Source organism: Arthrobacter globiformis (genome assembly GCF_030818015.1).
GTDB lineage: Bacteria > Actinomycetota > Actinomycetes > Actinomycetales > Micrococcaceae > Arthrobacter > Arthrobacter globiformis_C.
Window position 1 is genome coordinate 1,242,539 of sequence record NZ_JAUSZX010000001.1, and the last position, 24,604, is coordinate 1,267,142.

Below are 24,604 nucleotides of genomic sequence, written 5' to 3' on the forward strand. Positions count from 1 at the left end.
AAGACGGAGCGGACGAGTCATCTGAAGGACGTAGGTGCGGCCTTCCCTGAGGCGCCCCTATAGGATCTGATCATGCAAAAAGCGTCCAACGGCACCCGCGCCGGCAGCCGGCCCGAGGATCAGACCGGACGCAAGGGAGGCCGGACTGTCAGCCGCCAGGTTCTGGCCGACCACGTGTACGAGGAGCTGCTGGCTTCGCTCATGGACGGCAGGCTGGAACCCGGGGCCGCCGTCAGCATTGACGGAACTGCCCGCGAGCTGGACGTTTCCCCGACCCCTGTACGTGAAGCACTGGCTCGCCTGGAACACACCGGCATGGTCCGCAGGGTGGCACTCAAGGGCTACAGCGTTGCGCCGGTGTTTACCCGGGAGGACTTTGCGGATCTCATGGAGGCCCGCCTTGCGATCGAGCCCGTCAACGCCCGGCTTGCCTGCGCGCGTCTGAACCCGCACCGCCTCGCCGAGCTTGAGCAAACAGTCACTGACCTGAAGTCGGCACCGCGCGGTCCGTCCTTTGCCGAGTACAAGGATTATCTCGAGGCCGACGAGCGCTTCCACCAGCTGATAGCCCAGCAGACGGGCAACCAGTTCCTCGTCGGCGCCTACGCCGCACTGGGCGGACAGGTTCAGCGCTTCCGGCTTTTCGGGGGCGTGGGAATCACCGACGCCGAGAATGCCATCGCCGAGCACCAGTCGGTCCTGGACGCATTGTCCAGCGGTGACCCCAGCAAGGCGGAAGCCGCCATGGCGGCCCACATTCAGAAGGTCCGCGAACGCGCCATGGCGGACGCCCCGGAGGAGTAGCGGCCCCGGCGCGCATGAGCGACCGGGAGGCGTAGCGTGGAAGATGCAATGACTTGATGCCTCGAGCGTGAGGCTCTTCACACGCAAGCATCATCTCTATAGGATCTTCGATGGCTGGCAATCACGGCCGGGGGGCTAAGGGATGTGACCTTGACAACTCCTATCAGATAGTAAATCCTATAGGAAACAGGATTCCACGAGGGAGTGAACACCATGGCTTACACCGCCGACAACTGGCCCATCACCGCGGCACTGCTGCAGTTCCCGGGCGTCGACGCCCAGGGCACCCACATCAACGACGCTGACGCCTCCGCCTGGGCGGAAGTCTTCACGGAGGTCAAGGAAGCCGGCTTCGCCAACGCCGACCTCACCGACAGCTGGGTCCGTCCCGGCGATCTCAGCAAAGAGCGCCTCACCGAGTTCAAGCAGACCGCCGAGAGCGTCGGCATCGGCATCCCGGTCATCTCCGCCATCCGCCAGAGCGTGATCGAAGAGGGCAAGTGGGAGGACAACCTGGCCTACAGCCACCGCACCATCGACGCCGCCGCTGAACTCGGCTGCGAAGTTGTCTCCTTCGGCCTGCACCAGGCAATCACCCCGGAACAGCAGAAGCAGCTCTGGTTCTGGACCGTCGAAGGCCACAAGGACCCGGTCGGCGACAAGGAAGCCTGGAACAACGCCGTCGCGCGTTTCCAGGAACTTGGCCGGCACGCCGCAGAGGTGGGCGTCCTGCTCTCGCTCGAGATGTACGAGGACACCTACATCGGTACCGCGGACTCGTCCGTGCAGTTCGTCCAGGACATCGGCCTGTCCAACGTCGGCCTCAACCCGGACCTCGGCAACCTGATCCGCCTGCACCGGCCCATCGAGGACTGGCGGGAAATGGTTGCCAAGACCCTGCCGTACTCCAACTATTGGCACATGAAGAACTACATCCGTGACGAGGACGTGGCACGCGACATGTATGTTGCCATGCCTGCCCCCATGGAAAGCGGCCTTATTAACTACCGCGAGGCGTTCAAGGTTGCCCTCTCCGTCGGCTACCAAGGCATCATCTGCACCGAGCACTACGGCGGCGACGGCCTCTCCGTGACGGCCAGCAACCAGGACTACCTGCGCCGCCACGTGCTGCCCAAGAAGGATGGCTACGCCCTCGGCAAGAGCCAGGTGGCGCAGGGGCGGCAGCAGCCCGCCGCCGTCGCCCATTAAAACAGCGCACCAGAACCGACCAACCAACCCGGATTCAATGAGGAACCATGACCCTGATCTTCGACAATCCCGCTGATTTCGCAGACGAGGCGCTTGACGGCTTCGTGGCCGCCAACCGCGGATACGTTGTCCGCGTCGACGGCGGCGTCGTCCGCTCCACGGAAATGACCTCCGGCCAGGTGGCACTCGTTATCGGCGGCGGCTCGGGACACTACCCGGCCTTCGCCGGCCTGGTCGGGCCGGGCTTGGCCGCCGGCTCCGCGTGCGGCAACATGTTCGCCTCGCCGGCCGCCGGGCAGGTCTACCGCGTGGCCAAGGCGGCAAACGCGGGCGGCGGTGTGCTGCTGAGCTACGGCAACTACGCCGGCGATGTGCTGCACTTCGGCCAGGCACAGCTCCGGCTCAACGCTGAAGGCATCGAGACGCGCACCGTTCTGGTCACGGACGACATCGCCAGCGCCCCGCTGGACCAGATCGAGAAGCGCCGCGGCATCGCCGGCGACCTGACGGTCTTCAAGATCGCAGGCGCCGCGGCCGAAGCAGGCCTCAACCTTGACGAGGTGGAGCGCCTCGCCATCAAGACGAACCATCGCACGCGTTCGCTGGGTGTCGCCTTCGACGGCTGCACCCTTCCCGGCGCGTCCGAGCCGCTGTTCCACGTCCCGGCCGGGCAGATGTCGCTGGGCCTGGGAATCCACGGCGAACCGGGCATCTCCGAGCACCCCATGCCCACCGCGTCCGAACTCGCCGAGCTGCTGGTCTCCCGGCTTCTCGAGGACAAGCCGGACGACGCCGGTGACCGCGTAGTTGCCATCGTCAATGGCCTGGGCACGGTCAAGTACGACGAGCTGTTCCTCCTCTTCGGCAAGGTCGAAAAGCTCCTCAGCGCCGCCAACCTGACCGTCCTGGAACCGGAGTGCGGCGAACTCGTTACCAGCCTGGACATGTCCGGGCTCTCGCTCACCCTGCTGTGGCTCGACGACGAACTCGAGCAGTTCTGGGCCGCGCCGGCCGACACCCCTGCCTTCCGCAGGGGCAACACCGCGCCGCGCACCCGCCGCGAACTCTCCAGCGCCGAAGACACTGCCGACGAGGAGACCGAAAAGGCAACCGCGGCGTCCGCTAACCTGGGCCGGCTGGCAGCCGCCGTCCTCGCCCAAGTGCGGGACGTCGTCGTCGAACATGAATCGGAACTCGGCGACCTGGACGCGATCGCCGGCGACGGCGACCACGGCATCGGCATGCGCCGTGGCGTTGATGCGGCTGCCGCGGCCGGTGAACAGAACGCCGCTGCGGGAGCCTCGGTTGAACGTGTGCTCACCGCCGCAGGCGAGGCATGGAGCGAACGTGCCGGCGGGACCTCGGGTGCGCTGTGGGGCACGGCCGTCATGGCCGCCGGCCTCGCGCTGGGCAACCGGGATTCCTACGCCGCCGGGGACGCGAACGCAGCGGTGTCCGCCTTCAGCAATGCCATCACCGAACTCGGCAAAGCGGAGCCGGGGGACAAGACCATGGTTGACGCCCTCCTGCCGTTCCGGGCCGCGTTCGAAGAGGCGTTCGACGGCGGTGCCTCCCTGGCCGATGCCCTCACCACCGCCGCTGCCGCGGCAAACGAAGCAGCCCGCCGGACCGCGGACCTGCGCCCCCTCAAGGGCCGCGCCCGCCCGCTGGCTGAAAAGAGCCTTGGCCACCCGGACCCCGGAGCAGTCTCCTTCGGGCTGATTGCCGAGCGCGTGGCCACCTACCTCGCCTCTGATGCGGCCGATTCAACACCGGCCGCGTCCCACATGGCCTCGACGGCCGGAAACGGAGCAATGGAATGAGCAACACAGAAGGCTGGCGCATTGTCATCGGCAACGATGAGGCCGGCGTTGAGTACAAGGAAGCACTGAAGGCCCTGCTGGAGGCGGACCCCCGCGTTGCCTCCGTCGAGGACATTGGCGTCGCTGCCAACGACTCCACCGCGTACCCGCACCTGGCTGTGGCAGCCGCCCGCAAGGTGGCCGAAGGCCAAGCGGACCGCGCACTCCTGATCTGCGGCACCGGCCTTGGCGTGGCCATCGCCGCCAACAAGGTCCCCGGCATCCGCGCCGTCACGGCGCACGACAGCTACTCCGTGGAACGCTCCGTTCTCAGCAACAACGCCCAGGTCCTCACCATGGGTCAGCGCGTCATCGGGCTGGAACTTGCCAAGAAGCTCGTGGGCGAATGGCTGGAGCACCGCTTCGATGAAAATTCGTCCTCTGCCGCCAAGGTGGATGCCATCTGCTCGTACGAACCCGACTACACGAAGGCCGACTGAACATGACCGAAACACCCACCAGCTCACGCAAGTTCGCCGTCGTCGGATCCGGCTACATGGGCGGCGGCATCGCCCAGGTCCTCGCCCTCGGCGGGGCGCGCGTTGCTCTCGCTGACGTGTCCGCCGAGGTGGCGCAGAAGAACTACGAGCGCCTGCTCATCGAGTCCGACCAGTTCGTGGCGGACGGACTGTTCCCCGAAGGATCCACCGAAATCCTGAAGCAGAACCTCTGGGCCGCGAAGGACATCGAGGAAGCCGTGGCTGACGCCGACTTCATCGAGGAGGCAGTGCCCGAGGTCATCGCCATCAAGCACGAGACGCTGGCCCGCATCAGCGCTGCCGCCCGGCCGGACGCCATCATCGGTTCCAACACCTCCACGATCTCCATCGCAGAGCTCTCCCAGCCGGTCGCCAACCCGGAGCGCTTCCTTGGCGTGCACTTCTCCAACCCGTCGCCGTTCATCCCCGGCGTCGAGATCATCCCGCACGAGGGCACGTCTACCGAGACGGTTGCCGCTGTCCGCGACCTGGTCCACTCCGCCAACAAGCAGACGGCCGTGGTCAAGGACGTCACCGGCTTCGTCCTGAACCGCCTGCAGTACGCGCTCTTCCACGAGGCCGCGCAGCTGGTGGAGCAGGGCATCGCGACGGCGGAGGACGTGGACACCCTGGTCCGCACCACCTTCGGCTTCCGGTTGCCGTTCTTCGGCCCCTTCGCCATCGCCGACATGGCAGGCCTCGACGTCTACAACTTCTGCTACAAGTCGCTGCAGACCGACTTCCCGGAGCGCTTCGCCACACCGAAGATCCTCACTGACCTGGTGGAGGCAGGCAAGCTCGGCACCAAGACCGGTGCGGGCTTCCTGAATGTTCCGGCCGAGCGCACCCCCGAGCTGATCGCCTACCGCAACAAGGCCTACGTCGCGATGCAGAAGCTCATCGAGGAACTCGGCCCGGCCCCGATCAACTAATCTCCACCCCGCAAGGACCCTGCCCGCAGCCGGGCACGGTCCCGCTGCGCCATGCCCAAAACTCAACACTTAGGAGCACATCCATGAGCACTTTTCCGTCTGAGCGCACGGCCATCGTCACCGGTGCTGTCTCGGAGCGCGGCATCGGCCGGGCCACGGTTAACTACCTGGCAGAGCAGGGCTGGAACATCGGCATCATCGACCTCGACGACGCCCTCTGCCAGGCCACGGCCAAGGAGATCGCCAGCCAGTACGGCGTGAAGGCCCACGGCGTGGGCGCGAACGTCGCGGACGAGGCATCGGTCCGCGCGGCGATCGACTCCATCGAGGCGGAGCTGCCGCAGATCGTGGCCCTCGCCAACATCGCCGGCGTCAGCTCGCCCGTCCCGTATCTGGAACTCGACGCAGCCGAGTGGAACCGCGTGCTCAACATCAACCTCAATGGCGTCCACTACACCACCCGCCGTGTGGCTGAATCCATGGCGAAGCACCGGATCGGCCGCATCGTGAACATCTCCTCCGTCTCCGCGCAGCGCGGCGGCGGGACGTTCTCCAAGACCCCATACTCGGTGGCGAAGGCAGGCGTGATCGGCCTGACCCGTTCCACGGCCCGTGAACTGGGGGAGTACGACATCACGGTCAACGCTATTTCGCCCGGCCCCATCGACACCGACATCATGGGCGGCACCCTGAGCCAGGAACGCAAGGACGAACTGGTCAAGGACCTCGTGGTCAACAGGGTTGGTTCCACCCGCGACATCGCAGCAGCCATCGCTTTCCTCATCAGCGAGGACGCCGGTTACATCTCCGGCCAGACGCTGAATGTGGATGGCGGCCTCTACATGCACTAGGAAAAAGTCCTTTCACCCCAGACACCTGATTTGCTCACTTTTTACTCAAAGAGGAGTTTGAATGACTGTCACCAACCCATCCACCACGAAGGAGCTGCTGGACTCGCCGGTTCTCAAATCGGCCATTTCCAAGGCGTCCTTCCGGCTCATGCCCATGCTCGTCATCCTTTACGTCGTGGCCTTCCTGGACCGCACCAATGTGGGCTTCGCCGAGGCCGCACTCGAAGCGGACAAGGGCATCAGCGCGGGCGCCTACGCACTCGGCGCCGGCATCTTCTTCATCGGCTACGCCCTGTTCGAAATCCCCAGCAACCTGCTCCTGACCAAGTTCGGCGCCAAGGTGTGGCTGGCTCGCATCGCGGTCACCTGGGGCATCGTCTCCGCCTGCTTCGCCTTCGTGCAGGACGAGACCTCCTTCGTGATCCTGAGGTTCCTGCTGGGCGTGACCGAGGCCGGCCTCTTCCCCGGCGTCATCATGTTCCTCGCCGCCTGGTTCCCGAACAAGGTCCGCGTCAAGATGTTCGCCATCTTCTACCTGGCACAGCCCTTCTCCCAGATGATGGGCGCCCCGCTGTCCGGCTGGCTGATCAACATCGGCGACCAGGTTCCCGGCGTCCAGGGCTGGCAGGTCATGTTCTTCGTCGAGGGCATGCTCGCCGTGCTGGCCGGCATCGCCGCCTTCTTCTTCCTGATCAATAGCCCGCAGGGCGCCAAGTTCCTCAACAAGGACGAGAAGAAGGCGCTGCTGGACGTGATGGCCCTTGAGGACAACGTCAAGGAAGAGTCCGGCCCCCGCGGCGTCCTCGCAGCCATGAAGAACGGCCGCGTCTGGTACTTCACGGTCATCTACTTCTGCCTCCAGATCGCCGTGTACGGCGTGACCTTCTACCTGCCCCAGCAGGTAGCCCAGCTGACGGGCCAGAAGGTGGGTCTCGCCGTCGGACTCATGGCTGCCATCCCGTGGTTCTTCGGCATCTTCGCCTGCTATTTCATCGGCAAAGCTGCCAACACTGTGATCCGCCGCCGGGTCTGGGGCACCGGGCTGTTCATCTCCACCGGCCTGTGCATCTTCGGCTCCGCCTGGGCCGGCGCCAACCACCTGCCCGCGCTGGGCATCGTGTTCATCACCCTCGCGGTGTGCAGCTTCCTCTCCATCGGCCCCATCGCCTGGTCGTATCCGACGGCATTCCTCACCGGAACTGCCGCCGCGGCAGGCATTGGGCTCATCAACTCGCTGGGTAACCTGGGCGGCTTCGTGGCCCCGATCCTGCGGACTACCGTCAACCAGGTCACCGCCTCGGACACGGGCACCATGGGCGTCTACGCACTCGGTGTGCTGCCGTTCCTCGCCGCGGTCATGATGATCGGCACCCGGAAGTTCAAGAACAAAGCTGACGACCTGCTCGAAACCGGCGCGCCCGGGAAAACTGCCCAAGATCCTGCACTGCTGGAAAAGTAGTCAGCAACAAACCGCAGAAGCGCAGCAACACCAGCGCTGAGTACTCCAGCAAAGGCAGGAAACCCCGTGACCCAGCTCAACCAGGCCATCAAAGACCCCGGCACGATTCTTGTCGGCGTCAGCACCAAGATGTACCTGGGCTACGGGGACAGCCTCCGCTGGCTGGAAGAACTGCGAGAGCAGGTGGACGCCCGCCCGGCCCTCGCGGCCGGGCGGGTGGTTCCGTTCGTGATTCCGTCCTTCCCGATGCTGCCGGCCGCAGGGGAGATCATTGCCGGGTCGCCGCTGGTCCTGGGTGCCCAGAACTGCGGCTGGGCCGACGGCCCGTGGACGGGTGAGCTCTCGCCGTCGCTGCTCGCAGAGCTGGGCGTGGGACTCGTGGAGATCGGGCACGCCGAACGGCGGCGGCACTTCGGCGAGGACGACGCCATGATCGCACTCAAGGTCAGGGCGGCCGACGACGCCGCCGTTACCCCGCTGCTGTGCGTTGGGGAGGAGTCGCACGGCACGGAGACCACCCCAAGTACCGGAGCAGCCGACGCCGACAGCACTGCGGGCGCGGAAGGCGCCGCCCGGTTCGTCTACGGACAGATCGAGGCCGCGGTCGGCGGCGACTGGGGGCTCGCCGCCCGGCTGGTCATCGCATACGAACCCGTCTGGGCCATCGGAGCAGCCGAGCCCGCCAGCGCGGAGTACGTGTCCGCCGTCGTCCGTATTCTGCGGGAGTTGCTCGGTGCCCACGGCCTGCAGGGGTCGCCCGTGATTTATGGCGGCTCCGCGAAACCCGGCCTGCTGCCCACACTGGCCGGGGTGTCGGGGCTGTTCCTCGGCCGGTTCGCGCACGACGCCGCGAACTTCGGAAAAGTTCTGGACGAAGCGCTGTCGCTGTCGGGCGCTCCCCGCCCCTAGCCGGCTGACCCTAGCAGGCCGCCACTAAAGGAACGCCTCCCGGCCCGTCCCCTCGCTGAGCACGAGCTCGCCGTCCTCAATGGACACAAGGAGGCTCCGTGGCCTGCCGTGAAGCTTCATTTCCGCGCTGAGATTGCGGCTGGTAACTTCAACCCCCACTGTTGCGCCTTTTGCTGGCAGTTCAACGGAGACTTCCTCGGCCATGCCCAACAGCTCCCGGGTGGTGACATCGCGGTCGTACCGGGCCTCCTTGCCGTTGACCGTGATGGCGACCTCATCGTCGTTGAAGCCGTCCTGAAGAATGATGAGCAATTCCTGCATGATGCGCCGCCTAAGTCGATGACCCCCGCTGCATAAAGTCACTACACCACTTAAGAGCGGCTGTGGGTAGTGCGGTTTACTCCGTTCGCCAACCCTTGATCGCCCCGGATCCGGACGCGTAGGGCAAAATGTTCTGGTGACCCAACAGCCGCAGCACCCCGCCACGCCCACGCCCAGCCCCGCCTCCGCCGCCGGGACAAAGCCGAAGGACACCCCCGCACCCGCGCCGGCCGGCGGCCAAGGCGCGGACGATGTCGCAGCCCGAATAGCGGCCCAGATCGCCGCCGAGCTCGGCGTAAAGGCATGGCAGGTGACAGCGGCTGTGGAACTGCTCGACGGCGGGTCAACGGTTCCCTTTATCGCCCGCTACCGCAAGGAAGCCACCGGGACGCTCGACGACGGCCAGCTCCGCGAGCTCGACGAGCGCCTGCGCTACCTCCGCGAACTGGGGGACCGCCGTCGGACTGTCCTGGAGGCGATTGCCGCGCAGGGGAAGCTGACCCCGGAACTGCAGGCCGCCGTCCTTGCTGCCGATACGAAGTCGCGGCTTGAGGACATCTACCTGCCCTTCAAGTCCAAGCGGCGCACCAAGGCACAGATCGCCCGCGAGGCCGGTCTGGAACCGCTCGCGGACATCCTGCTCAAGCGCCCGGAACTTGATCCCGAACGCGAGGCGGCCAAGTACCTGAACGCGGACCACGCCATCGACGACGCCGCTGCGGCGCTCGCCGGCGCCCGCGCCATCATCGTGGAGCGCGTGGCCCAGGACGCCGACCTTGCCGAGAACCTGCGCGAGCGGCTGTGGACGCAGGGCCGGATGGTGTCCCGGGTGAAGAAGGGCAAGGAATCCGAGGGGCAGAAGTTCGCGGATTACTTCGAGTTTTCGCAGGCCCCGTCGGGAATGCCGTCGCACCGCGTGCTGGCCCTGCTGCGGGGTGAGAAGGACGGGGTGCTCGAGCTGGACCTCACCGAAGCGGATCCGGCCGACGAGGAGGCCCTCGCCGCCGCGCGCACCCGTTACGAATCCGCCGTGGCCCGGTTCCTCGGGGTTGCTGACCGTGGCCGGCCTGCCGATTCCTGGCTGCTCCAAACCGCCCAGGTGGCATGGCGGTCCAGGGTACTCGCGCGGCTGACCGCCGACCTGCGGGGACGGATGTTCGCCGCCGCGGAAGACGAAGCCGTGCGCGTTTTCGCCGCCAACCTGCGCGACGTGCTGCTGGCGGCGCCTGCCGGAAACCGCTCAACCCTGGGCCTGGACCCCGGCCTGCGGACAGGTGTCAAAGTTGCTGTGGTGGACGGGACAGGCAAGGTAGTCGCCACGGACACTGTCTATCCGCACGCGCCGGCGCGGAAGTGGGACGAAGCACTGGCGACCCTGGAGCGGCTGGCGCGGAAGCACGCCGTCGAACTCGTGGCCATCGGCAACGGAACGGCGTCGCGCGAAACGGACAAGCTCGCCGCCGAACTGATCAAGCGGCTCTCTGCAGCTGCCGGCTCCGGCGCCGGTGCCGTGGCGCCGCAGAAGCTGGTGGTGTCCGAGGCGGGCGCGTCCGTGTACTCGGCGTCCGCCCTTGCCGCTGCCGAACTCCCCGGTATGGATGTGTCCCTGCGCGGCGCGGTGTCCATTGCCCGCAGGCTGCAGGATCCGCTGGCTGAGCTGGTGAAGATCGATCCGAAGTCGATCGGCGTGGGGCAGTACCAGCACGATGTCACGGCCGCGAAGCTGGACCGCAGCCTGGATGCCGTGGTGGAGGACTGCGTGAACGCCGTGGGCGTGGACGTGAACACTGCGTCCCCAGCGCTGCTGAGCCGGGTGGCCGGCGTCGGGCCGCTGCTGAGCGAGAATATCGTGGCGTACCGCAACGAGCACGGGCCGTTCGCCAAGCGCAGCGAGCTGAAGAAGGTGCCACGGCTCGGAGCAAAGGCGTTCGAACAGTGTGCCGGGTTCCTCAGGATCACTGGAGGAGCGGAGCCGCTGGACGCTTCCAGCGTCCACCCCGAGGCGTACTCGGTGGCCCGGAAGATCCTGACTGCGGCCGGCGCCGCTGGCGGTTCCGGTGCTTCCGGAGGGGCAGCCGCCGGTCTTGCTCCGCTGGCCGATGCCGGACGGCTGAACCCTGCCGATTTTGTCGATGGAACCTTCGGGCTCCCCACCGTACGCGACATCATCGCCGAACTTGAGAAGCCGGGGCGCGATCCGCGTCCGGCGTTCAAGGCCGCGGCGTTCTCCGAGGGCATCGAGAAGATCTCGGACCTGTTGCCTGGCGTGGTCCTCGAAGGAACCGTCACCAACGTGGCTGCCTTCGGCGCGTTCGTGGATGTGGGGGTTCACCAGGACGGGCTGGTTCACGTGTCCGCCCTCGCGAACCGGTTCGTCGCCGATCCGCGCGAGGTGGTGAAGTCCGGACAGGTGGTTCGGGTGAAGGTGCTTGAGGCTGATCCGGAGCGGAAGCGTATCTCCCTCACGCTGAGGCTCGACGACGAACCGGCCGCTTCCGGCGACCGCTCCGCTGGGGGACGCTCGGCTGGGGGACGCTCGGCTGGGGGACGCGGCGGCGACCGCGACCGGGAAGGCGGCCGCGACCGGGATGGCGTCGGCCGCGCCGTCGGCCGCACCGCCGAACGTTCGGCAGGCGGCAACCGCGGCGGTGGTCGGGAAGGCGGCCGGAACCGGTCGGCTGCTCAAGACCAATCTGGCGGAAAGCCCGGGGCACGCCAGGGCAGTGATTCGGGCCAGCCTGCGGCCGAGCGCAGCGGCGGAATGCGGCAGCCGAAGCAGTCCGGTCAGCGGCCAGCTCCAGCGGATACAGCCATGGCCGAAGCCCTGCGCCGGGCCGGCCTCGGCAAGTAGGCTCCCGCACGGGCGGAGCGTGTCGCGGGCACAGTATCCGGGACGGGCGGAAGCCGGTGACTACAGTAGCCCCTATGAGTTTTACGAGGCCGGAGACTTTCACCACCCGTCCTACCCTGCAGGGCACGTTCGGCATGTCCGCTACGACCCACTGGCTCGCCACCGGCACAGCGCAGGCCGTGCTGGAGCGGGGCGGCAACGCGTTCGACGCGGCCACCGCCGCCGCGTTCGTGCTGTTTGTGGTGGAGCCGCACCTCAACGGGCCGGGCGGCGACATGACCGGCGTCTTCAGCACGGCGGAGGAGCCTGGGAAACCCGTGGTCCTGATGGGCCAGGGCCCTGCGCCCGCGGGCGCTACCGTCCAACACTTCCGCGCCGAGGGCCTGGAACTTGTGCCCGGATCAGGTGCGCTCGCCGCGGCGGTTCCCGGCGCCGTCGATGCCTGGCTGTTGCTGCTGCGAGACCACGGAACGTGGGAACTGGCGGAAGTCCTGGATTTCGCCATCCGGTATGCGCGCGACGGCCACCCGGTGCTGGCGCGCGTCTGCAGCACGATCTCGGCAGTGGCGGGGCTTTTCCGCGAGCACTGGTCCACGTCTGCCGAATTGTGGATGCCGGAGGGGCGAATCCCGGAGGAGGGTGAGCTGGTCCGGAATCCGGCGCTTGCCCGCACTCTCCAGAAACTGGTCCAGGCCGGTGCCGGCCTCGGCGAGGCATTCGCCGCAGAGCCCGCGCACACGCGAGAGGAGCGTATCGACGCCGCCCGCAGGGAATGGAGCGAGGGCTTCGTGGCCCGCGCCGTGGCCGAAAGCGTTCGCACACCGCACCGCCACTCGTCCGGGACCGACCACCGGGGCGTCATGACGATGGCTGACATGGCCGGATTCCGCGCGTCGTATGAGGAAGCGGTCACGTTCGAGTTCCGCGGGCACACCATCGCCAAGACCGGCCCTTGGGGGCAAGGGCCGGCCCTGCTGCAGATGCTCGCGATCCTGGCCGGCTTCGATGACGACCACCTCGACCCGTCCACCGAGCTCGGGGCACACACCATCCTGGAGGCCCAGAAGCTCGCACTGGCGGACCGTGAGGCTTACTACGGCGACGCGGATGTCCCGCTCGATTACCTGCTGTCCGAAGAGTACGCGGCGTCCCGCCGGGAGCTGATCACGGAAAATGCGTCGTTTGAGTTTCGTCCGGGCTCCGTTCCCGGGCGTGCGCCGTACGTGCCCGCGCTTCGCACCGAGTATGTTCCGGCTGCACTGTTGAATGACGACGGCGGGTCGCCCCCTTCGGGAGGTCGTGCCGCTCCCGGCCGCCTGGGTTCCGCGGCTGCCGCCGCCGGCGTTGGCGAACCGACGATCGGTGAACCCACGCTCGGTGAACCCACGCTCGGTGAACCCAGTGTGGCGTCCAACGGGGAAACCCGCGGCGACACGTGCCACATCGATGTTGTGGACCGGTGGGGCAACATGGTTTCGGCCATGCCGTCCGGCGGTTGGCTGCAGTCGTCGCCCGCGATCCCTGAGCTCGGGTTTTGCCTGGGCACGCGGTTGCAGATGACGTGGCTTGAGCCCGGAACGCCGTCCACGCTGACGCCGGGCAAGCGGCCCCGGACCACGCTGACGCCGACGCTGGTGCTGCGTGATGGCGCTGCTGTCTCCGCGCTCGGCTCGCCGGGGGGAGACCAGCAGGACCAGTGGCAGTTGCTGTACCTGTTACGGACCATCGTCGGCGGGTACACGCCGCAACAGGCCATCGATGCGCCGGCGTTCCACACGACGTCGATGCCCGGGTCTTTCTGGCCGCGCACCTGGGAACCTGGCGGCGCCGTCGTCGAGGATCGATTGGGCGGCGACGTCATCGCCGGACTAGAGCGACGGGGACACCGGATCACCAGGGCTGGCGACTGGACGCTGGGACGGCTGTCCGCCGTCGTACGCGATCCCAGGACCGGCGTGCTGCAGGCTGCCGCGAACCCGCGGGGTGCGCAGGGATACGCGGCGGGACGGTAGGAGCGGAGCTCTTTTCGCTCGTGGCTCCGTTGAAGGGGCGGTGAATATTCGTGTCCGCGGGCGGCGGGGCGGGGTTTCTGGCGTGGCGGTTATCTGCAAGGCTGGGGGCATGAACTACTTCCTGGAGTACACGATTCCCGCTGCCCCCGACGACGCCGAATTCGAGTTTCCGCACGACGAGATTCGACCCGGGACCACCATCCCGCTCTCGGAGACCAATGCCGAGGTAGTGCACACTCCCGAGCTTCCCGCCCGTACCGGCATCATCGGTGCCACCGTGCCCGAAGCGAAGCTCGAAGCCGAGCAGCTCATCACCCACAGCCGGGCAACGGAGGCGTCCCTGTACGAGGATCCTTCGAATTCGCTTCAGGCAGGCGTGGGCACTCTGGTAGCTACCTTCACGGAAGGCAGGGGCTGGCAGGACGCATAGCCGCTGCAATGATCGTTTCACCGGAAGCGCTTGGTCCCGACTTGATGGGCCGGGCGCTTCTGCTTTGGGTCCGAAATTAGTGAACCCATACCGGCAGATCACCGCACGCCTGGATCTACCAGGCATCTCCCGGTTTTCGGTTCCCCTGCGCGAGTATCTCGACAGGCTGGTGACACGTAGCCGACTTCGCAACTGGGCGCGGTCCTGTCCGGCGGTTCATGTTTTGTGGTGGTGGTTTTGTCGGGGTTGTTGGCGGGGGTCGATGTGGGGTGGCGGGATGAACCAGGGGATCCCGTTTTTGACGTGGATTTTCCACTGTTCTTTGTGGATGAGGTGGTGGTGGTGGGTGCAGAGGAGGACGCCGTTGTCGGTGCCGGTGGGTCCGCCTTGTGACCAGTAGGTGATGTGATGGGCTTCGCACCAGGGGGCGGGGATGGTGCAGTTGGGGAAGGCGCAGCCTTGGTCGCGGGCGGTGAGGGCTTTGCGGATGTGGGGCGGGAAGATGCGGGTGGTGCGGCCGATGTCGAGGAGGCGTCCTTCGGTGCCGAGGAGTATGGGGATGATGTCGGCGTCGCAGGCGATTTTGCGGATGGTGGAGGCGGTGACGGGTCCGGTGTAGGTGAAGGTTCCGCTGCCGGTGGTGGGTGTGCCGGGCAGCGCGGCGCCGGTCCAGTTGATGCCGGCGAAGTCGGTGCCGGGGCTGGGGTGCGGGTCGGTGCCCGGATCGGGCTGGGGTTCGCTGGTGTGCCAGGTGTCTGGACCGGTTGGCTGGGTGCCGGGGCGGGTGGTGGGGTGGTTTTTGTTGTAGCGGGGGCCCTGGGCTGGCGGTGGTTTGGATGCTGTTGAGGAGGTCCTGGTAGGAGACGGTGACCATGACCTGGGGGCGGAGTCCGCCGGTGGTGGGCAGGGTGCCGGCGGCGAGGGCTGCCTTGCAGCCGCCGACGAGGCCGTCGAGGAGTTGCTGCGGGCGTGTGCGGCGGTCCAGGTCCAGGTCCGGGACCGGGGCGGGGGCGTTGAAGACCGCGTCGAGGTTGGCTGCGGCGGCACTGCCGCCGTCACTGCCGCTGCTACTGCCGCTGTTACTGTCGCTGCCACTGCTGCCGTTGCCGGGGCTGTTGTCGGGGCCGGTGCTCTCGGCGCTGCCGTCGCTGCCGCGGTGGGTGGTGTTGGGGGTGGTGGTGCGGGGGTTGGTGGCGGTGTTCATGATGGTGGTGAGGACTTCGAATTGGTCGGTGGTGGCGTGGACTTCGAAGTGGTGCAGGCCGCCGCGTTTGTGGTGGAGGAAGATGCCTTGGCGGTGGCGGAGGGTTTCTTCGCTGGGTTCGGTGCCGTCCTGGTCGAGGGCGTTGATCCAGCGGTGGGCGATGCGGGTGAGGAAGTCGTGGTCGTTGTCGATCGCGGTCTGGGTGAGGTTGTGTTCCATGTGGACGATCGCGGCGGGGTCGGGGATGTGGCGGACTTTGTCCAGGGCGGTGGTGATGATGGTTCCGGCGCGGGAGGAGATGATTCCGGCGGTGAGGGCGGCGGCGGTTTCCTGGTGTTCGGGTGGCATGGGCCGGCCGGCGAGGCCGGTGCGGGGGAGGGTGGCGGTGGCGAGGGCGAGGCGGCGGCGGGCTTCGGTGGTGCTGATCCGGAGCCGGGTGCGGAGGAACTCGGCGGTGTTCCGGGACCCGTCATCGGCCGGGGACCAGGTCACCGCACACACCGGCACACTCCCAGTGGCGGTTTCGGGTGCTGGTTCGGTGTTCCAGCCGGTGGTCCAGCCGGCCGCGCGGCTGGCCGTCCCGGCGGCATTGATCGCCTCGGTCCGCGTCCGATCCACCGCCGCGGCAGCAAGCAACTGGAGGTACTCGATACGGCGGGAGAGTTCCTCGGCGAGTTCAGCGAAGTCCGCCGCTTCAAGGAAGTTGGCTGCGGCCAGCTCCTCCTGCGCCGCGGTGGTTGCGGAGTCCAGCAGCGCCAGGCCCGCCTCCAAATCAGAGGTTGCCAGCGCTTGGGACGCAAGCTCAGCGGTTGCCAGGCCAGCCGAGGGAACGCTGCGTAACCCGCGGCTCCGCAGCAAAGCAGCGGCACTCAGGCCGGAGACGTCCCTCCCGGCTGCGGTATCCGCTCCCTGCTCCCCAATGGCTTCCATGGAACTACTTTGTCAGCGGGGTCTGACATTTTTAGGGGTGATGAAGGTCACTGCGGGCGAAAAGGGAAAAGTTTTTGAAAATTTTTTATATCCCGGCCATTTCAGCCGGACCACTTTCAACGGCGGTGCCTTGATTCAGGGGTGGCGCACTCCGACGCCGGCCAGAATGTCGCGGTAGCCCTCGCGGAAGGTTGGGTACTTGTACGAAAAGCCTGTTCCCCGAAGCAGCGCGTTGCTGCACCGCTTGTTGCCGCCCCGAGCGCCGCCCAGAGAACCCGTCGGCGGAACGTCAAGCCTCAACTCAGCCGCCAGGAAACGCAGGACGTCGCCCAACTCGGCTGAATCGTTGTCCACGCCCACATAAACACGTGACGGCGCCTCAGGCATGCTGAGCAAATGCACGATGGCACCGGCGGCGTCGTCACGGTGGATGCGGTTGGTGTAACGCGGTTGGTTCGGAATGACGGCGGCGCCAGTTCGAACCTGGTCGATGAGCCGCGTGCGACCTGGCCCGTAAATTCCGCCAAGCCTGAGCACAATAGGTGAGGTCCCGGTTCCATCGAGCCGCGTCAGCAACAAATCCTCCGCCTCACGCATGACGCGGCCAGAGAATCCCGCGGGTTCCGAAGTCGTGTTTTCATCGATCCATCCGCCTCCGGCGTCGCCATAGACGGCTGTGGACGAGACGAAAAGGACACGTCCGGGCGTCACATGGTCGCGTGCGAGGGCGTCGAGCACATGCGCGACGCCGTCCAGGTACGCGCTCCGGTATGCCTCTTCAGTAGGCGCATCCGCTGCCACAGCTATGACGACGGCGGCAGTGTCCGCCGGGACAGGCGGCAGGTCGGCGGTGCTTAGGTTCGCAGCGGCGCCCTCGATCTCAGCCGGGAGCTTGTCCGGCGAACGGCGCCAGCCCACCACCCGGTGCCCCGCAGCGGCGAACCGCAGACCCGCCTCGGTGCCGAGGTCGCCGCAGCCGGCGAGAAGGATAGTCATTTGCCGGCTCAGAGCGCCGGAACTGGGAAGAAGACGCGCGGATCCTGCAGCAGCGCCGGGTAGTCGAACTCCGACCGGTCGATGATGTCGGTGACCTGGAAGTTGCGGCCGAAGCGCCCGTCGTCGAGCGTGATGGGACGGCCCACGACCATTCCGACGGCGAACCTCCTGCCGCCGTCGAAAGGCACGGCCACCGGTGACTTGCCCGGAAGTGTCGAGAAGGCTGCCTCCTGGCGCTGCCGTTTCCGGGACGGCTTCTTGACCAGCGGCTTGGCGGGGGCCTTCCGGGCGACCTTGGAGGTGCGGCGCGAAGTTTCCTCAGCGTAGACGAACTGGTAGTCCTCGGCGGACTCCCCGGCCCCGGCGGAACCGGCAGCCCCGGCGGAACTAGCCCCGCCGCCCGAAGCAGCAGCGGAACCTTGTGCAGCCCGCCCCACGGCGGGAAGCCCAACCTTGTCCAGTTGCTCGGGGTCGCCGTGGCCGACGTGCTCGCGGAGGATCCAGAGAATGTCACCCTCTGGATCCTCGGGCAGGAACTCGTGCCTGGGCTCCGGCCAGACGTACTCCAGCCCGTGCTCGGTGCCGGGGAACACCTGTTCGTAGAAGTGCGGGTCCTTGCGGATCAGGTTAGAGCGGTGGCTCAGGTGGAAGTCGGGGTCGCCGAGCCACGGCGGAAGCAGGATCTTGGCGGCATAATCCGGGTGCGCGGCCTGGGGTGCGAACTCGCGGATGTTGTCCCGGGTGTTGTCGTCGAACCCGCGCTTGGTCCATTCGTCCACCATGGCCAGGCCGTACATGGTGAGCGCCGGAACGTGCCCCATCCACATGCGGATGGCGGGGTGTGACTGCCACCCGTATTCCGGGATGACCAGCGCACGGAGTGTCTGCAGCGCTTCTACGCGCTGCTTGCCGAGCCGGGGTGTGTCCAGCGCGGCCGCGCTTTGCCGGAAGTCGGGATAGGGAAGGAAGGTTTGCATCCCTTCAGTCTGCCGCCCCGGGCGCGCTGTGCCAATTGAAGTGCCGGACGGCACAACCAGCGGCCAAAATGGACGGCCGGCTGTTCACATAGTGGACCCATGCATACGGAAGGTTGATTAATCCACTAAGATATCCGAAACCTCAACAGCGTCTGGAAGCCAACTCATGACTCTTACCTCGCCCGCGCCCCTGTCCTCTGCCCACGCGGAGACGAATTCACACCCGTCACAGGAGCCTCAACTGTTCGTTCCGAAGTACGGCCAAATGCTGGCCCCCGACGCGAACGGGATCCTCGTTCTCGACGAGTTTACTCTGGACCCGGTGGCCGCGCGCAAGGACCAGCACCGTTTCCGCACCGCGCTTGCTTCCGTTGCGCTGACCCTGCGCCGGCTCGTCGCCCTGCGCGTTTTCATTGCAGTGGTGGCCGTCGCCAACCTGCCGCTCTTCCTGATGTCCACCGGATGGTGGATCTACGCCGTGTCGCTGGCCCTGGTGATTGGCGTCCACGCTGCCGTGAACTGGCTGAACAAGCACGAGCCGCGCCTTAAGCAGCGCCACGAACTCGAGCTGCACCTGCACCGCGAGCGCAGCGACAACTACCGCAAGGTGCGCGACGCCGTGAAGTTCGTCATCGACAGCCCTGCCCGCATCAACGAGCACCTCTACCTTGAGCTGCTGCATGCCAAACGGGTTGGCCTGCATCTCGCCTCCGGCACAGTCGCGCTCCTTGACACCAGTGACGACGCCGCCTGGAAGGTGCGCATCGTCCGGGAACTTTCCACCGCGGCCTAGGGCCGTTCACCGACGGTTCCAGCCGTCACGCTGAAGAGAATTAAGAACGACGCCGGGCGTCCCCACTCAGGGGGCGCCCGGCGTCGTCGTTTCTGAAGTCAGGCAATTCTGAAGGCAGCCAACTCTGAAGGCAGGCGCAGCAACGCCGGGACACAACAGCGCCGGGCGGCCCCTCGAAAGGGACCGCCCGGCGTCGAGCTTTATGGCAGTGCCGCTCAGCGGCCTGACCAAGCAGGGTTAGGCAGGGAGCTGCAGAACCTGGCCCACGAACACCAGGTTCGGGTTGCTGATGGTGTCAGCGTTGGCGTCGGCAAGGTGCTGCCAGCCGCCTTGGATGCCAAGCTTGTCGGCGATCTTGCTCAGGGTGTCGCCGTCCTGGACAGTGTAGGTCTCGCCGCTTACCGCGATGGCGGCAGCGTGACGGGCCTGGACCGGAGCCTGGGCAACTTCGGCCACCGGGGCCTGGGCTACTTCGGCCACCGGGGCCTGGGCAACGGGAGCGGTCTGGACCGGCGCCTGGACGGGTGCGGCCTGGACCGGCGCGCTCTGGGGCAGGATCTGCGGTGCAGGAGCGCCACCGCCACCGTTCAGGCCCAGCTTGGCGGAGCAGGCGGGCCATGCGCCCCAACCCTGGCTGGCCTGGACCTTTTCGGCCACGGCGATCTGCTGGGCGCGGGAAGCGCTCTGGGGAGAACCCGTTCCGCCGAAAGCGGCCCAGGTCTGCGGGGTGAACTGCAGGCCGCCGGAGAAACCGTTGCCGGTGTTGGTGGCCCAGTTGCCGCCGCTCTCGCACTGGGCGAGGGCGTCCCAGGTGGAACCGTTCGTGGCGGTAGGCGCTGCAGCGTTAGCGGCAGTGGCGGAAAGAGCCAGAGTTGCGGCGGAAACAGCGGCCAGGGTGACTCCACGGCGCGCGGCAGTACTGAAAGTAGACTTCTTCATTGGGATGCTCCTGAGGCCACCCGCGCTCGGTCCGTCCCCGGACGTTGTCGCGCTACTGCCCGCCCCCTGACGAACTAGAGGTCATTTCGGTGTCCGCCGGCCGGGCAGTAACTGGTGGTGGCGGCACCGGGCATTCATGGGCCCGCGTCGCGCGGGCATGTGTCCCACCCTAAAGGTGTTGCGGGACGTTATCAAATCGAGATCTTTATTGACAGTCAAGCGGTTCCGAGGCACTCCGGCAGAGTGCGGAAGCCAGGTACTGCGCCGTCCGGCTGTCGGGTGAACCGGCGACGGCGGCCGGCGTTCCGGAGGCAATGATCTTGCCGCCGGCGTCCCCGCCGGCCGGTCCGAGGTCGATCACCCAGTCCGCTTCCGCCACCACGTCCATTTCGTGCTCCACCACGACCACCGTGTTTCCCGCGTCGACGAGGCGATGCAGCTGGGCCATGAGGAGCCGGACGTCGGCCGGATGGAGCCCGGTGGTGGGCTCGTCCAGCAGGTACAGGGTGTGGCCGCGGCGTGCCCGCTGCAGTTCGGTGGCGAGTTTGATGCGCTGGGCCTCACCGCCGGAGAGTTCGGTGCGGGCTGTCCGAGCCGCAGGTAGCCCAGCCCGACCTCCCGGAGCGTCTGCAGGCTGCGGGCGGCCGAGGAAACGTCCGCGAGGAACTCGGCCGCGGCGTCCACGGTCATGCCCAGGACATCGGCCACGGTCTTGCCGCGGTAGGTGACTTCGAGGGTTTCCAGGTTGTAGCGGGAACCGCCGCATTCCGGGCAGGGACCGTAGCTGCCCGGCAGGAACAGCAGTTCGACGGCGACGAAGCCCTCGCCCTGGCAGGTCTCGCAGCGCCCACCGGACACGTTGAAGGAGAAACGTCCGGCGCCGTATCCGCGGGCCCGGGCTTCGTCCGTGGCGGCGAACTCCTTGCGCACGGCGTCGAACAGTCCGGTGTAGGTGGCCAGGTTGGACCGGGGCGTGCGGCCGATCGGTTTCTGGTCCACTGTCACCAGCCGGTCCACGTGGTGCAGGCCGGTCACTGTTCCGACGCTCAATGGGGTGCCGGAATTGGCGGCGTCCACGGGCTCGTCCTCGTCGGTGGCCCCAATGCCCGCGGAATCCGTGCCGCCCGCGCCCGCGTCGCCGTGCAGCTGCGATCCGACCACCTCGGCCAGGACGTGGCTGACCAGCGTCGACTTGCCCGAGCCGGAGACGCCGGTGACGGCGGTCAGGACCTGCAGCGGGAAGGATGCGTCGAGGCCGCGGAGGTTGTGGCGGGTGATGTCGTTCAGTTCCAGCCAAGCACCCGGTTCCCGACGGCGGCTGTTGGGACCGCTGTCAGGCTCGCCGTCGTTAGGCATGCCGCTGTCAGATGCGCCGGAGGCGCCGGCAGTTGCACCGCCCCTGGAACCATCCGGGACGAGGAACGGGCGTGTGACGGAGGCCTCCACGCCGGCGAGGCCGGCAACCGGGCCGCTGTACAGCACTTCGCCGCCGCCCTCTCCAGCCCGCGGTCCCACGTCCACGAGCCAGTCGGCGCGGCGCACGATGTCCATGTTGTGCTCCACCACGAACACGGAGTTGCCCGACGACTTGAGCTGTTCCAGCACAGCGAGCAGGGGCTCGGCGTCGGCGGGGTGCAGCCCTGCCGACGGCTCGTCCAGCACATACACCACACCGAACAGACCCGAGCGGAGCTGCGTGGCGATCCGGAGGCGCTGCATCTCGCCCGGGGAGAGGGTAGGCGTCGACCGGCCCAGAGCGAGGTAGCCGAGCCCCAGATCCAGCAGGACCGTGATCCGCTGCAGAAGGTCACGCGTGATGGCCACGGCCACCTCGTTGCTTTCACCGGAGGACAGCTTGCGGGAGGCGGTGTTGGCGTCTTTCAGCTCGGCCGTCGGGCGGATGATGTTTGCCAGTTCGGCCATCGGCACTGCGTTGAGTTCGGCGATGGTCCTTCCGGCGAAGGTTACGGCCAGGGCCTCCGGGGTGAGTCCGCTGCCGCTGCACCGCTGGCAGGGGCCGGTTTCCATGAAGCGGAGCACCCGTTCGCGCATCGTGTTGCTCTTGGAATCCGCGAGGGTGTGCAGCACGTGGCTCTTGGCGCTCCAGAACTTGCCCTTGTACGGTTTGGCCACCCGGTCGCGCTGAGGGGTGATTTCCACGACCGGCTGCTCTTCGGTGAAAAGGATCCAGTCGCGGTCCTTCCGGGGCAGCTCTTGCCAGGGGGTGTCGACGTCGTGGCCCAGATGGGTGAGGATGTCGCGCAGGTTCTTGCCCTGCCACGCCGTCGGCCAGGCGGCGATGGCCCCGTCCCGGATGCTCAGGGACGGGTCCGGGACCAGGGAGGCTTCGCTCACGGTGTGCGCAACGCCGAGGCCGTGGCACTCGGGGCATGCCCCGGCGGCCGTGTTGGGCGAGAAAGCGTCCGAGTCCAGCGTGCCGGCAACGGCCGGATAGCTGCCGGCGCGCGAGAACAGCATGCGGAGCGAATTGGACAGCGTGGTCACCGTCCCCACCGTGGAACGGCTGCTCGGTGTCCCGCGGCGCTGTTGAAGCGCGACGGCGGGAGGCAGCCCCGTGATCATTTCCACCTTGGGATTGTGGCCCTGCTGGATGAGGCGCCGGGCGTAGGGCGCCACGGATTCGAAGTACCGGCGCTGGGCTTCGGCGTAGATCGTGCCGAACGCCAGCGAGGACTTGCCCGATCCCGATACGCCGGTGAAGGCGACGATCGCGTCGCGCGGGACGGCCACGTCCACGTTGCGAAGATTGTTCTCACGGGCACCACGCACCCGGACAAAGCCGTCCGCGGAATGGTGGGCGCCGGAGCCGGTTTCCAGACTCCAGTCCAGTTCGGCCAAGGGGGCAGCATACTCTTCAGTCCGCATCTGTTCGACTCTAGCGGTCATGGCCGGTCCGGGGACTATTCTGTCGGGGTGAACACTTACGACGCCGCCGCTGCACCGATCGATCCCACTGCTCTTTCAGGTCAAACCGGGCCAACAGATCAAACTGCGCTTTCAGATGAAGAGGAGCTGGTGGCGGCCCCGACACCGATGCCTTTGGCGGAGCTCCACCTTCACATCGAGGGGACGCTGGAGCCGGAACTGATCTTTGCGCTCGCTGAACGGAACGGGATCGAGCTGCCGTACGCGAATCTGGACGAGCTGCGGAGCCGGTACGAGTTCACCGACCTGCAGTCCTTCCTCGACCTGTACTACGCCAACATGGCCGTGCTGAGGACCGAGCAGGACTTCGCGGACATGACCCGGGCCTACCTGGCGCGGGCTGCGGCGGCCGGGGTGCGGCACGCGGAAATCATGATGGATCCGCAGGCGCACCTCTCGCGCGGTGTCTCCCTGGAGACGTGCGTCAACGGCGTGGCCTCGGTGCTCGCCACCTCTGAGGAGGAGTTCGGCATTTCCACGCTGCTGATTGCCGCCTTCCTGCGCGATCTCTCAGAGGAATCGGCGCTCGAGGTCCTGGAGGGGCTGTTGGCGATGAATGCGCCGATCGCCGGCATCGGCCTGGATTCCGCAGAGGTGGGCAACCCGCCGTCGAAGTTCACGCGGCTGTTTGCCCGGGCCGGCGAAGCAGGCCTGCGGAAGATTGCGCACGCGGGGGAGGAGGGCCCGCCGTCGTACATTGTGGAGGCGCTGGACGTCCTGGCCGTGGAGCGGATCGACCACGGGATCCGGTGCATGGAGGATCCCGAGCTCGTGGAGCGGCTGGTCAATGACCGCGTTCCGCTGACGGTTTGTCCGCTGTCGAACGTCCGGCTGCGCGCCGTGGACATGCTGGCCGCCCATCCGCTGCCGGCGATGCTGGCCGCCGGGCTCAACGTCAGCGTGAACTCGGACGACCCGGCGTACTTCGGCGGCTACGTGGACACCAACTTCACCCAGCTCGAATCGGTCCTGGGCCTGTCCGAATTCGACCGGGTCAGGCTCGCCGCGAACTCCATCAGGTCGTCCTTCGCCAGCGAGGAGCGGAAGCACGAGCTGCTGGCCGAGCTGTCGGGCTAGGCTTCGGCGCACTCGTCGTCTGGCCGCCGGTCGTGGAACCACTCGGAGTCGTTGCAGGCGCGCCCGTCCGGATGATCCACCAGCCCAGCGCCGCCATGACGAGACCGATGGGGATCCCGTAGGGAGGCAGTCCCGCGTTGTAGCCGAGGAAGCCGGCGACGACGAAGGCCACGCCGATCCACGCGGGGAACATGCGTGAGAGCCAGCCGGCGATGCCGAAAAACATCCAGCCCAGCGCGAAGAGCACGTAGCTGGAAAGCCCTCCGACAACCAGCATGCCGGAGCCGCCTGCGAGGATCGCGCCGGGGGCGACGTCGGCGACGAAGGGACCGGCGAAGCCGTCGAACCACATGTTGCCGGCCATGTCCGCGGCAAGCGGACCCACCGGCAGGAATTCCATCCGCGGCATCAGCCCGGCCGCGAAGAACGGCCACGAGGCCCAGGAAATTGCGTAGGCCAGGATAAAAAAAGCCGGAAGCCTGTGGTGTTTTAGCCAGCCCGTTGAATGGCCCATAGCGGCTCCAAACGGTCTGCGGGTGCTCCAATTGTCCGCTCCGTCGGCGTCGACGCGCCAGCAGGCAGGACCTTCCAGCCGGCAGCGGGCCGAATGCTTGCAGGCGCCT

The 24,604-nt window shown here is 67.1% G+C and carries 20 protein-coding genes and 1 pseudogene; 13 read left to right on the top strand and 8 right to left on the bottom strand.

Annotation, left to right across the window (positions count from 1 at the left end):
- Nucleotides 1-72: 72 nt before the first annotated feature.
- From QFZ23_RS05795 to QFZ23_RS05830, 8 genes are all read left to right on the top strand, one after another.
- A complete protein-coding gene (locus QFZ23_RS05795) occupies nucleotides 73-804 on the top strand; it encodes a GntR family transcriptional regulator (protein WP_306921203.1) in 732 nt (243 codons plus the stop codon).
- A 213-nt stretch (nucleotides 805-1,017) separates the two neighbouring features.
- Complete coding sequence (locus QFZ23_RS05800; protein ID WP_306921204.1) at nucleotides 1,018-2,013, top strand: sugar phosphate isomerase/epimerase family protein; 996 nt, start codon at nucleotides 1,018-1,020, stop codon at nucleotides 2,011-2,013.
- A 47-nt stretch (nucleotides 2,014-2,060) separates the two neighbouring features.
- Nucleotides 2,061-3,836: a dihydroxyacetone kinase subunit DhaL gene (dhaL, locus tag QFZ23_RS05805; RefSeq protein ID WP_306921206.1), complete on the top strand. Its 1,776-nt coding sequence runs from the start codon at nucleotides 2,061-2,063 to the stop codon at nucleotides 3,834-3,836.
- Nucleotides 3,833-4,315 carry a ribose-5-phosphate isomerase gene (locus QFZ23_RS05810; protein WP_306921208.1) on the top strand — a complete coding sequence of 161 codons (483 nt, stop codon included), beginning with the start codon at nucleotides 3,833-3,835 and terminating at the stop codon, nucleotides 4,313-4,315. Before dhaL ends, QFZ23_RS05810 begins: the two co-directional genes overlap by 4 nt.
- 2 nt (nucleotides 4,316-4,317) lie before the next feature.
- Complete coding sequence (locus tag QFZ23_RS05815; RefSeq protein ID WP_306921210.1) at nucleotides 4,318-5,286, top strand: 3-hydroxyacyl-CoA dehydrogenase family protein; 969 nt, start codon at nucleotides 4,318-4,320, stop codon at nucleotides 5,284-5,286.
- Nucleotides 5,287-5,369: 83 nt separating this feature from the next.
- The gene (locus QFZ23_RS05820) at nucleotides 5,370-6,137 is read left to right on the top strand and encodes an SDR family NAD(P)-dependent oxidoreductase (RefSeq protein ID WP_306921211.1); all 768 of its coding nucleotides are present in this window, start codon (nucleotides 5,370-5,372) and stop codon (nucleotides 6,135-6,137) included.
- A gap of 61 nt (nucleotides 6,138-6,198) precedes the next feature.
- Complete coding sequence (locus tag QFZ23_RS05825; protein WP_306921212.1) at nucleotides 6,199-7,596, top strand: MFS transporter; 1,398 nt, start codon at nucleotides 6,199-6,201, stop codon at nucleotides 7,594-7,596.
- A 129-nt stretch (nucleotides 7,597-7,725) separates the two neighbouring features.
- On the top strand, nucleotides 7,726-8,505 hold the full coding sequence (locus tag QFZ23_RS05830) for a triose-phosphate isomerase family protein (RefSeq protein WP_373427922.1): 780 nt from the start codon (nucleotides 7,726-7,728) through the stop codon (nucleotides 8,503-8,505).
- Nucleotides 8,506-8,529: 24 nt separating this feature from the next.
- Here the strand turns inward: QFZ23_RS05830 and QFZ23_RS05835 are convergent, their stop codons facing one another.
- The gene (locus tag QFZ23_RS05835) at nucleotides 8,530-8,826 is read right to left on the bottom strand and encodes a hypothetical protein (RefSeq protein WP_306921216.1); all 297 of its coding nucleotides are present in this window, start codon (nucleotides 8,824-8,826) and stop codon (nucleotides 8,530-8,532) included.
- A 265-nt stretch (nucleotides 8,827-9,091) separates the two neighbouring features.
- Between QFZ23_RS05835 and QFZ23_RS05840 the strand changes: the two genes are divergently transcribed.
- The 3 genes from QFZ23_RS05840 to QFZ23_RS05850 all read left to right on the top strand — a co-directional run bounded on the left by QFZ23_RS05840 (nucleotide 9,092) and on the right by QFZ23_RS05850 (nucleotide 14,119).
- The gene (locus QFZ23_RS05840; protein ID WP_306926697.1) at nucleotides 9,092-11,677 is read left to right on the top strand and encodes a Tex family protein; all 2,586 of its coding nucleotides are present in this window, start codon (nucleotides 9,092-9,094) and stop codon (nucleotides 11,675-11,677) included.
- A 74-nt stretch (nucleotides 11,678-11,751) separates the two neighbouring features.
- Nucleotides 11,752-13,689 (top strand): gamma-glutamyltransferase family protein, encoded by a 1,938-nt coding sequence (locus QFZ23_RS05845; RefSeq protein WP_306921218.1) that lies wholly within the window; start codon nucleotides 11,752-11,754, stop codon nucleotides 13,687-13,689.
- A 109-nt stretch (nucleotides 13,690-13,798) separates the two neighbouring features.
- Nucleotides 13,799-14,119 carry a hypothetical protein gene (locus tag QFZ23_RS05850; RefSeq protein ID WP_306921220.1) on the top strand — a complete coding sequence of 107 codons (321 nt, stop codon included), beginning with the start codon at nucleotides 13,799-13,801 and terminating at the stop codon, nucleotides 14,117-14,119.
- 216 nt (nucleotides 14,120-14,335) lie between these two features.
- On the opposite strand, the pseudogene QFZ23_RS05855 reads toward QFZ23_RS05850, so the two are convergent.
- The 3 genes and pseudogenes from QFZ23_RS05855 to QFZ23_RS05865 form a co-directional block, all read right to left on the bottom strand.
- Nucleotides 14,336-16,253: pseudogene (locus tag QFZ23_RS05855) on the bottom strand (DUF222 domain-containing protein).
- Nucleotides 16,254-16,388: 135 nt separating this feature from the next.
- On the bottom strand, nucleotides 16,389-17,249 hold the full coding sequence (locus QFZ23_RS05860; RefSeq protein ID WP_306921222.1) for an NAD-dependent epimerase/dehydratase family protein: 861 nt from the start codon (nucleotides 17,247-17,249) through the stop codon (nucleotides 16,389-16,391).
- Between the two features lie 8 nt (nucleotides 17,250-17,257).
- Nucleotides 17,258-18,226 (bottom strand): MSMEG_6728 family protein, encoded by a 969-nt coding sequence (locus tag QFZ23_RS05865; protein WP_306921224.1) that lies wholly within the window; start codon nucleotides 18,224-18,226, stop codon nucleotides 17,258-17,260.
- A gap of 265 nt (nucleotides 18,227-18,491) precedes the next feature.
- Here QFZ23_RS05865 and QFZ23_RS05870 point away from each other — a divergent pair, with 265 nt between their 5' ends.
- A complete protein-coding gene (locus tag QFZ23_RS05870) occupies nucleotides 18,492-19,019 on the top strand; it encodes a hypothetical protein (RefSeq protein WP_306926699.1) in 528 nt (175 codons plus the stop codon).
- Nucleotides 19,020-19,256: 237 nt separating this feature from the next.
- Here the strand turns inward: QFZ23_RS05870 and QFZ23_RS05875 are convergent, their stop codons facing one another.
- From QFZ23_RS05875 to QFZ23_RS05880, 3 genes are all read right to left on the bottom strand, one after another.
- Nucleotides 19,257-19,958, bottom strand: a complete 702-nt coding sequence (locus QFZ23_RS05875; RefSeq protein WP_306921225.1) for a transglycosylase family protein — start codon at nucleotides 19,956-19,958, stop codon at nucleotides 19,257-19,259.
- Nucleotides 19,959-20,163: 205 nt separating this feature from the next.
- Entirely contained in the window at nucleotides 20,164-20,361 is a 198-nt protein-coding gene (locus tag QFZ23_RS23685; protein ID WP_373427852.1) for a hypothetical protein, read from the bottom strand.
- Complete coding sequence (locus QFZ23_RS05880) at nucleotides 20,316-22,865, bottom strand: ABC transporter (RefSeq protein ID WP_373427853.1); 2,550 nt, start codon at nucleotides 22,863-22,865, stop codon at nucleotides 20,316-20,318. The genes QFZ23_RS23685 and QFZ23_RS05880 overlap by 46 nt, the downstream gene beginning before the upstream one ends.
- Nucleotides 22,866-23,012: 147 nt before the next feature.
- On the opposite strand from QFZ23_RS05880, the gene QFZ23_RS05885 reads away from it, so the two are divergent.
- Entirely contained in the window at nucleotides 23,013-23,981 is a 969-nt protein-coding gene (locus QFZ23_RS05885) for an adenosine deaminase (protein ID WP_306926701.1), read from the top strand.
- Here QFZ23_RS05885 and QFZ23_RS05890 read toward each other — a convergent pair.
- Nucleotides 23,920-24,495 carry a hypothetical protein gene (locus QFZ23_RS05890; RefSeq protein WP_306921227.1) on the bottom strand — a complete coding sequence of 192 codons (576 nt, stop codon included), beginning with the start codon at nucleotides 24,493-24,495 and terminating at the stop codon, nucleotides 23,920-23,922. The genes QFZ23_RS05885 and QFZ23_RS05890 overlap by 62 nt on opposite strands.
- Nucleotides 24,496-24,604: the final 109 nt, after the last annotated feature.

What these genes read in the sequence shown, in the direction of transcription:
- QFZ23_RS05795 (WP_306921203.1), top strand. Translation starts at nt 73, where the DNA reads ATGCAAAAAGCGTCCAACGGCACCCGCGCCGGCAGCCGGCCCGAGGAT.
- QFZ23_RS05800 (WP_306921204.1), top strand. Translation starts at nt 1,018, where the DNA reads ATGGCTTACACCGCCGACAACTGGCCCATCACCGCGGCACTGCTGCAG.
- dhaL (WP_306921206.1), top strand. Translation starts at nt 2,061, where the DNA reads ATGACCCTGATCTTCGACAATCCCGCTGATTTCGCAGACGAGGCGCTT.
- QFZ23_RS05810 (WP_306921208.1), top strand. Translation starts at nt 3,833, where the DNA reads ATGAGCAACACAGAAGGCTGGCGCATTGTCATCGGCAACGATGAGGCC.
- QFZ23_RS05815 (WP_306921210.1), top strand. Translation starts at nt 4,318, where the DNA reads ATGACCGAAACACCCACCAGCTCACGCAAGTTCGCCGTCGTCGGATCC.
- QFZ23_RS05820 (WP_306921211.1), top strand. Translation starts at nt 5,370, where the DNA reads ATGAGCACTTTTCCGTCTGAGCGCACGGCCATCGTCACCGGTGCTGTC.
- QFZ23_RS05825 (WP_306921212.1), top strand. Translation starts at nt 6,199, where the DNA reads ATGACTGTCACCAACCCATCCACCACGAAGGAGCTGCTGGACTCGCCG.
- QFZ23_RS05830 (WP_373427922.1), top strand. Translation starts at nt 7,726, where the DNA reads ATGTACCTGGGCTACGGGGACAGCCTCCGCTGGCTGGAAGAACTGCGA.
- QFZ23_RS05835 (WP_306921216.1), bottom strand. Translation starts at nt 8,826, where the DNA reads ATGCAGGAATTGCTCATCATTCTTCAGGACGGCTTCAACGACGATGAG.
- QFZ23_RS05845 (WP_306921218.1), top strand. Translation starts at nt 11,752, where the DNA reads ATGAGTTTTACGAGGCCGGAGACTTTCACCACCCGTCCTACCCTGCAG.
- QFZ23_RS05850 (WP_306921220.1), top strand. Translation starts at nt 13,799, where the DNA reads ATGAACTACTTCCTGGAGTACACGATTCCCGCTGCCCCCGACGACGCC.
- QFZ23_RS05860 (WP_306921222.1), bottom strand. Translation starts at nt 17,249, where the DNA reads ATGACTATCCTTCTCGCCGGCTGCGGCGACCTCGGCACCGAGGCGGGT.
- QFZ23_RS05865 (WP_306921224.1), bottom strand. Translation starts at nt 18,226, where the DNA reads ATGCAAACCTTCCTTCCCTATCCCGACTTCCGGCAAAGCGCGGCCGCG.
- QFZ23_RS05870 (WP_306926699.1), top strand. Translation starts at nt 18,492, where the DNA reads ATGCTGGCCCCCGACGCGAACGGGATCCTCGTTCTCGACGAGTTTACT.
- QFZ23_RS05875 (WP_306921225.1), bottom strand. Translation starts at nt 19,958, where the DNA reads ATGAAGAAGTCTACTTTCAGTACTGCCGCGCGCCGTGGAGTCACCCTG.
- QFZ23_RS05880 (WP_373427853.1), bottom strand. Translation starts at nt 22,865, where the DNA reads ATGACCGCTAGAGTCGAACAGATGCGGACTGAAGAGTATGCTGCCCCC.
- QFZ23_RS05885 (WP_306926701.1), top strand. Translation starts at nt 23,013, where the DNA reads ATGCCTTTGGCGGAGCTCCACCTTCACATCGAGGGGACGCTGGAGCCG.
- QFZ23_RS05890 (WP_306921227.1), bottom strand. Translation starts at nt 24,495, where the DNA reads ATGGGCCATTCAACGGGCTGGCTAAAACACCACAGGCTTCCGGCTTTT.